Origin of the sequence: Stenotrophomonas indicatrix (genome assembly GCF_050573115.1) — a bacterium.
GTDB lineage: Bacteria > Pseudomonadota > Gammaproteobacteria > Xanthomonadales > Xanthomonadaceae > Stenotrophomonas > Stenotrophomonas lactitubi_A.
Genome location: NZ_JBNYZT010000008.1, coordinates 284433 through 291484 on the forward strand (window position 1 = coordinate 284433; position 7052 = coordinate 291484).

The window sequence follows — 7052 nt, forward strand, 5'->3', positions numbered from 1 at the left end:
TCAGCCTGCCGCCACCGCGCGCTTGGCCGCAGCCACGATCCGCTCCACGCTCGGCAGATACTTCATCTCCAGGCGGAACAGCGGAATGTGGGTGTCGTAGCCGGTAACGCGCTCGACAGGAGCCAGCAGGTCGTACAGCGATTCCTCGGCCAGGCGTGCGGCGATTTCCGCGCCGAAGCCCGCGGTCTTCGGGGCCTCCTGCACGATCACGCAGCGGCCGGTCTTGGCCACCGACTCGGCGATGGTGGCGAAGTCCAGCGGACGCAGCGTGGCCACGTCGATGACTTCGGCACTGATGCCTTCGCCGGCCAGCTTGTCAGCGGCTTCCAGCGCTTCCTTCACCTGCGCGCCCCAGGTCACCAGGGTCACGTCGGTGCCATCGCGCAGCACGAAGCACACGTCCAGCGGCAAGGCTTCGCCGTCGTTGACGACCACTTCCTTGTACTGGCGGTAGATGCGCTTGGGCTCCATGTAGATCACCGGATCCGGCTCGCGGATCGCGGCCAGCAGCAGGCCATAGGCGCGCTGCGGCGAGGATGGCAGCACCACGCGCAGGCCCGGTACGTTGGTGAAGATCGCTTCGTTGGCCTCGCTGTGGTGCTCCGGCGCACGGATGCCGCCACCCCACGGCACGCGCAGCACCATCGGGCAGTGCAGGCGGCCACGGGTGCGGTAACGCAGGCGCGCGGCGTGGCAGATGATGTGGTCGACCATCGGGTACATGAAGCCATCGAACTGGGCTTCGGCCACCGGCTTCATGCCCTGTGCGGCCAGGCCGATGGTGAGGCCGGCGATGGTGGTTTCATCCAGCGGAGTGTCGAGGATGCGGTCGGCGCCGAAGCGCTGCTGCAGGCCGGCGGTGGCGCGGAACACGCCGCCGTTGACGCCCACGTCTTCGCCCAGCACCAGCACCGACTTGTCGTGCTCCAGCTCCCAGGCCAGCGCCTGGGTGATGGCTTCGATGAGGGTGATCGGGGTGTCGGTCATGTTCTGTTCTCCGCGCGCGACGGCAGCGCTGTCGGCGGCGTTGGTGTGCGCGCTGGACGCGCCGTTCTTGATCTCATCCATGGCGCTGCTCCAGGGCGATCGCCTGGGCACGCTGGGCCAGCAGGTCCTGCGGCGGATCGGCATAGAGGAAATCGAACATCGCCTCGACCGGCTGTACCGGCGTGTTGAGGTACAGGTTCACTTCCTCGTCCACGCGCTTGCCGCACTCGGCGGTCCAGGCGGCTTCTTCTTCCTCGCTCCACACGCCGGCGTTGGTCAGGTACTTGCGCAGGCGCAGCATCGGCTCGCGCTGCCAGGCATCCTTCACTTCGGCGTCGTCGCGGTAGCGGCGCGCGTCATCGGCGGTGGTGTGGTCGGACAGGCGATAGGTCATCAGTTCCAGCACGGTGCCACCGTCGCCGGCCAGCGCACGTTCGCGCGCCTGCAGCATGGCGGCCATCACCGCGATCAGATCGTTGCCGTCCACCTGCAGGCAGTGCAGGCCGCCGGCCAGACCCTTCTGTGCCAGCGTCTCGGCGCCGGTCTGGGCCGAACGCGGGACCGAGATGGCCCAGCCGTTGTTGACGATGCACAGGATCAGCGGGAGCTTGTAGGCACCGGCCGAATTCAGTGCGGCGTAGAAGTCGGTCTTGGAACTGCCGCCGTCGCCACACACGGCTACCGCGATCTGCTGTTCCTTGTTGAGCTTGAACTTCAGCGCTGCGCCTGCGGCGTGCAGGCACTGGGTGGAAATCGGCACGCAGAACGGGAAGTCCTTGGCTGCATTGCCGCCGTAGTCGTTGCCGCGCTCGTCGCCGCCCCAGTACATCAGCACGTCGTGCGGGCGCACGCCACGCATGAACATCGCGCCGTACTCGCGGTAGGACGGTGCGAACACGTCGTCCTTCTGCATCGAGGCGCCGATGCCCACATGCGCGGCTTCGTGGCCGAGGCAGGCCGCGTAGGTGCCCAGCTTGCCGGTGCGCTGCAGCGCGATCGACTTGCCGTCGAACACGCGCACGAACAGCATCTGCTTGAACATCGGCAGCAACGCGCGCGGGTCGCGCAGGGCTTCGGGCAGATCATCGCGGACGAGCGTGCCGTCCGTGTCCAGATACTGCAGGTATTCGATCTTGAACTCAGCGGCAACCGTCATTGCGTACTGCACCTTCGACAGAGAAGTTACAAATGATATGAATCGCCATGTTAAGGAATGCGTACGAAAAAGCTCTCCTGCGGCGCAGCACGGCCTGCCGGCCTTTGTACCCCCTTCCGGGTGCCTGATGCCAATAACTTCAACGTATTCAGCCATTGCTGCAAAGCATCACAAAGCGCCTTGGGCTGAGCGCCAGTAGAACGGCGCAAACGGTTCCACGCGCAACGGCCGTTCCACAGCCGCGCCGCACGCCCCGGTACGGTCACCGCGGCTGCCAGCGCGGCAGCAACGCGCTACCCTTGCCGCCCCCGATCTGGTCCCGCCCATGTCCGTCGACAACAACCAACGCGATCTCGAAGCCGGTATCCACACCGATCTGCAGGGGCGGCTGACCTACGGCGGCTACCTGCGGCTGGACCAGCTGCTCAGTGCGCAGCAGCCGCTGTCCAGTCCGCCGCATCACGACGAAATGCTCTTCATCATCCAGCACCAGACCTCCGAGCTGTGGCTGAAGCTGCTGGGCCATGAGCTGGGTGCGGCGATCGCCTTCCTGCAGCGCGATGAGGTCTGGCAGTGTCGCAAGGTGCTGGCGCGCAGCAAGCAGGTGCTGCGCCAGCTGACCGAACAGTGGTCGGTACTGGAGACCTTGACCCCGTCCGAGTACATGGGGTTCCGCGACGTGCTGGGCCCGTCCTCGGGCTTCCAATCGCTGCAGTACCGCTACATCGAGTTCCTGCTGGGCAACAAGAACGCGCAGATGCTGCAGGTGTTCGAGCACGACACGGCCGGGCAGGCGCAGCTGCGCACCGTGCTGGAGGCGCCGAGCCTGTACGAGGAGTTCCTGAAGTACCTCGCCCGCTTCGGCCATGCCGTGCCGGCAGTGTACGAGGCCCACGACTGGACCCAGCCGCATGTGGCCGATGATGCACTGCAGCCGGTCTTCGAACGCATCTACCAGGACACCGACCGCTACTGGCGCGAGTACGCGCTGTGCGAGGACCTGGTGGACCTGGAAACGGCCTTCCAGCTGTGGCGATTCCGCCACATGCGCACGGTGATGAGGGTGATCGGGTTCAAGCGCGGCACCGGCGGCTCATCCGGCGTGGGCTTCCTGGCCAAGGCGCTGGAACTGACCTTCTTCCCCGAATTGTTCCAGGTGCGCACCACGTTGCAGGTCGCGCCCCCGCCGGATCTGGCCTGATCCCCATTCAGCTTGGCCGCCCGCGGCTGGCTGGATCGTTTCAGATGCAAGTTCAGCGAGCAGGCCGCGACCTGCCTCAAACGGCGTGTATTTGACGTGAACGCCAGAAGTCGGTGATCCTCGCGCGTTGCTTCACCGCACATCGGACGTGCCTCCATCCACCGAACCAGGAATTCCGCATGAGCGTAAACGCCACTGCGAACACCCCAGAGCCGGCGCTGCCGGACTTCAACACCACGATGGGCCACCCGCGCCCGTTGTGGATGCTGTTCATGACCGAGTTCTGGGAGCGCTTTGCGTTCTACGGCATACGCTGGGCCTTGGTGTTGTACATCGTGTCGCAGTTCTACAACGGCAACGCTGCCGGTGAAGGCGACGCCAGCCGCATCTACGGCGCCTACCTGGCGCTGGTGTACGCCGCCGCGATCTTCGGCGGCTACGTGGCCGACCGGGTACTGGGTTACCAGCGCTCGATCCTGACCGGCGCGGTCATCATGGCCATCGGCCTGTTCATGATCTCGCTGCCGCAGGAGCACATCTTCAAGCTGGGCCTGGCCACGATCATCGTCGGCAACGGTCTGTTCAAGCCCAACATCTCGACCATGGTCGGCAAGCTGTACGGCCTGAAAGACGAGCGTCGCGACTCGGGCTTCACCATCTTCTACATGGGCATCAACATCGGCGCGATGATCGCTCCGGTGCTGACCGAGTACCTGGCCCGCAAGGTCTTCGGCACCTCGGAAATGCCGTCGTACAAGGTCGTGTTCATCGCTTCCGGCGTGGGCATGCTGGTCTCGCTGGTGTGGTTCTACATCGGTCGTGCCGGCCTGAAGGGCATTGGTGCACCGCCGGCCGGTGCTGAAGGCTTCGGCCGCATCATCATGGTGCTGGTCGGTTCGCTGTTCGCCATTCCGGTGGCCTACTTCCTGCTCGCCACCGGCGCCACCGCGCTGGCCTGGATCCTCGGCGTGATGTTTGCCGCGCTGGCGGTGCTGCTGCTGGTGGAAGGCATCCGCGAGGGCAAGGTGCAGCGCGACCGCGTGATCGCCATGCTGATCATCTTCGCCTTCAACGTCATGTTCTGGATGTTCTTCGAACAGGCCGGCAGCTCCTTCACCTTCCTGGCCGAGAACATCGTCAACCGCCAGCTGGGTGACTGGACCTTCCCGACCGCGTGGTTCCAGTCGGTCAACTCGGTGGCGATCATCACCCTGGCGCCGATCATCGCCTGGATCTGGGTGGCCCTGGGCCGCGCCAATCCGTCCATTCCGCGCAAGTTCGGCCTCGGCCTGCTGTTCAACGGCGCTGCCTTCGCACTGCTGATGTACGCCCTGTCGCAGATGGTCGTGGACGGCAAGATCCCGTTCTGGACCCTGTTCATGGTCTACGTCATCCAGTCGGTCGGTGAGCTGTGCCTGTCGCCGATCGGCCTGTCGATGGTGACCAAGCTGGCCCCGGTGCGCCTGGTCGGCTTCGGCATGGGTGGCTGGTTCCTGTCCACCGGCATCGGCAACAACCTGTCGGGCATCTTCGCCGGTGCGGTCAGTGGTGAAGGTGGCATGACGGTCGAGTCGGCCCTGAAGGGGTATACCTTCGGGTTCTGGGCCTTGATCGGTTCGGGTGTGGTCCTGTTCCTGGTCGCGCCGCTGATCAACAAGCTGATGCATGGCGTGAAGTAATGGGAGGGTAGTGGGCATGCGTACAACGTTCGGTGGTGCAGTGGTGGCAGTGGTATGTGCGGCGCTGATCGGCGCCTGTTCGCAGCCTCAACCTCCCGCTGCCCCCGAACCCACGCAGCCGCTCGATACCCGCCCCACCGAGCCACCGGTCGCTGACCCCAGCGAACCGGTGGCCTCGGGCAACACCCCGGCGGCGGCCGATATCGCCGCCATTGCCGGGCTTGGCGCGCAGTTCGACCCGGCCCGCAATCCCGTTGCCGACCTGGAAACGGCCAAGGTCGAAGCCCAGCGTGGCAGCAAGCGCATCATCCTGGAAGTGGGCAACGCCGCGTGCGAGCCCTGCCATGCGCTGGATGAAGCCGTGGAAGGGAATGGCGATCTGCGCCGCTTCCGTGATGCCCACTACGTGTGGGTGAAGGTCAACGACAGCGCCGAGAACCCGAACGCGGCCTTCCTGGGCCAGTTCCCGCCGTTCGAAGGCGAGCACCCACACCTGCTTGTGATCGATGCCGATGGCACCCTGCTGACACCGCAGCCCAGCGAAGCGATGCGGAAGGGCAAGACCGTGCAGACCGCACGCGTACTGGCGTTCCTCAAGCAGTGGGCGCCGCCAACGCCGCGGTAGCGCCGGGCCATGCCCGGTGGCGTTTCGCCGGTTGCGGCGCCATCCATGCATGGCGTGGATCTACAGAACATTTCTCTGCTGCCGCTAACGGCAAGGACGTCAGTCGACAGGACCGTCGACTCTCTACCTTCCGGAGCGCCCATGCACAGCGACCACGCCGAACGTCTGCCCGAATCTGCCAGCACTCTGGTCGAAGGTGAGGCACCCGATGGCGTGAGCCTGCCGCCGCAGGAAACTCTGTTGGACGACACCGGCACCGGCGAAGCAGCCTTCGAGCTGGCACCGCCGCGGCATCGGTTGCCGCAGATCGCCTTGCCCGACAACGTGGTGCTGAAGGGGGCGGTGCAGAAGCTGGTGGAACAGAAAGCGCGGCTGGATCGACTGGCCGCCGAAGGACAGCTGGCCGGACTGCTGCCGCCGGAATGGCACGGCAACGGCGTGCGCGCGATTGACCTGTCCAGTTTCGTGCAGGGCGTGTTGCCGTTCCTGCAGCCCGGCGAGCGTGGTGAAACCGCACCGGCCCGCCTGCCGGTGCGTCATGTACTGGGCGACGACAGCCGCTGGGGACTGACCGACGTGCCCGAACCGAAGTCACTGGCCTGGTACCTGGCCAGCGACGATCGCGCCAACGCGGGCAGCAAGGATGTCGCCGAGGCCTATCTGGTCGGCGCGCTTGGCCTAGCCTGGATGCAGGAAGGGCGCAGCCGCCCCGGCTTCCTGCGTGCGATGGACCAGGACAGCCTGGCGGCACGGGTGACCATGCTGGGCTACCCGCCGCCGAGCGAGCTGGCGCTGTACAGCGTGACCGCGCACGGCCAGCCCCAGATCTGGTGTGTGCATGGTCGGCGCAGGCTACGCCCGCTGGTGGCGCCGTGGCTGAGCGTGCCGCTGCTGACCGCCTATGGCGTGCCTGCACCGGTAGCGTGGCCGGGCAGCTTCCCGCCCGTCGAGGCCGTGGCCGAAGCGATTGCCGCCGCGCGTCCGGGCAAGCTGCTGCCGGAAGTGGATCTGGGCAGAGTTGTCGCGAAGATCGCCGAAGACGCCTCGTCCGAGGCGTGGCAGCCGGTCAGCCTGCTGCAGCTCAATACCTGGTCGCCGCGCTGGCCGTTCTTCCTGGGTACGTTTGTTGGCCTGCCGTCGCTGCTGCTGGTCACTGCCGCGCTGGCGTTGCCGGGAGCCGTTGAAGCGGCCACCGTTGCCGCGTCGCTCGGATTCGCTGGTGGCGCCATTGGCGCGCTTGCGGTGCCGTGGATCCATGCGCGGCGCAAGCATCTGAGCTGAGTACGTGGGGCATCCACGCGTGAGGCCGCATCCACGCATGGCGTGGATCTACTGCTGGCGCTGGTGGTCCCGCATCCACTCATGGCGTGGATCTACTGCTGGTGCTGGTGGTTCCGCATCCAC

General features: G+C 66.0%; 6 protein-coding genes. 4 read left to right on the plus strand and 2 right to left on the minus strand.

Features of this window, described 5'->3' with window-relative positions; all coding sequences use genetic code 11:
* Entirely contained in the window at positions 1-1068 is a 1068-nt protein-coding gene (locus tag ACQ5SA_RS18600) for an alpha-ketoacid dehydrogenase subunit beta (protein WP_089237416.1), read from the minus strand.
* Complete coding sequence (gene pdhA / locus ACQ5SA_RS18605; protein WP_089237414.1) at positions 1061-2143, minus strand: pyruvate dehydrogenase (acetyl-transferring) E1 component subunit alpha; 1083 nt, start codon at positions 2141-2143, stop codon at positions 1061-1063. The genes ACQ5SA_RS18600 and pdhA overlap by 8 nt, the downstream gene beginning before the upstream one ends.
* Positions 2144-2468: 325 nt before the next feature.
* Here pdhA and ACQ5SA_RS18610 point away from each other — a divergent pair, with 325 nt between their 5' ends.
* The 4 genes from ACQ5SA_RS18610 to ACQ5SA_RS18625 all read left to right on the plus strand — a co-directional run bounded on the left by ACQ5SA_RS18610 (position 2469) and on the right by ACQ5SA_RS18625 (position 6929).
* Positions 2469-3344: a tryptophan 2,3-dioxygenase gene (locus ACQ5SA_RS18610; RefSeq protein ID WP_230112148.1), complete on the plus strand. Its 876-nt coding sequence runs from the start codon at positions 2469-2471 to the stop codon at positions 3342-3344.
* Between the two features lie 179 nt (positions 3345-3523).
* Complete coding sequence (locus ACQ5SA_RS18615) at positions 3524-5023, plus strand: peptide MFS transporter (RefSeq protein WP_230112150.1); 1500 nt, start codon at positions 3524-3526, stop codon at positions 5021-5023.
* Between the two features lie 16 nt (positions 5024-5039).
* Positions 5040-5648 (plus strand): thioredoxin family protein, encoded by a 609-nt coding sequence (locus ACQ5SA_RS18620; protein ID WP_499315496.1) that lies wholly within the window; start codon positions 5040-5042, stop codon positions 5646-5648.
* Between the two features lie 141 nt (positions 5649-5789).
* Positions 5790-6929: a hypothetical protein gene (locus ACQ5SA_RS18625; RefSeq protein ID WP_499315497.1), complete on the plus strand. Its 1140-nt coding sequence runs from the start codon at positions 5790-5792 to the stop codon at positions 6927-6929.
* Positions 6930-7052: the final 123 nt, after the last annotated feature.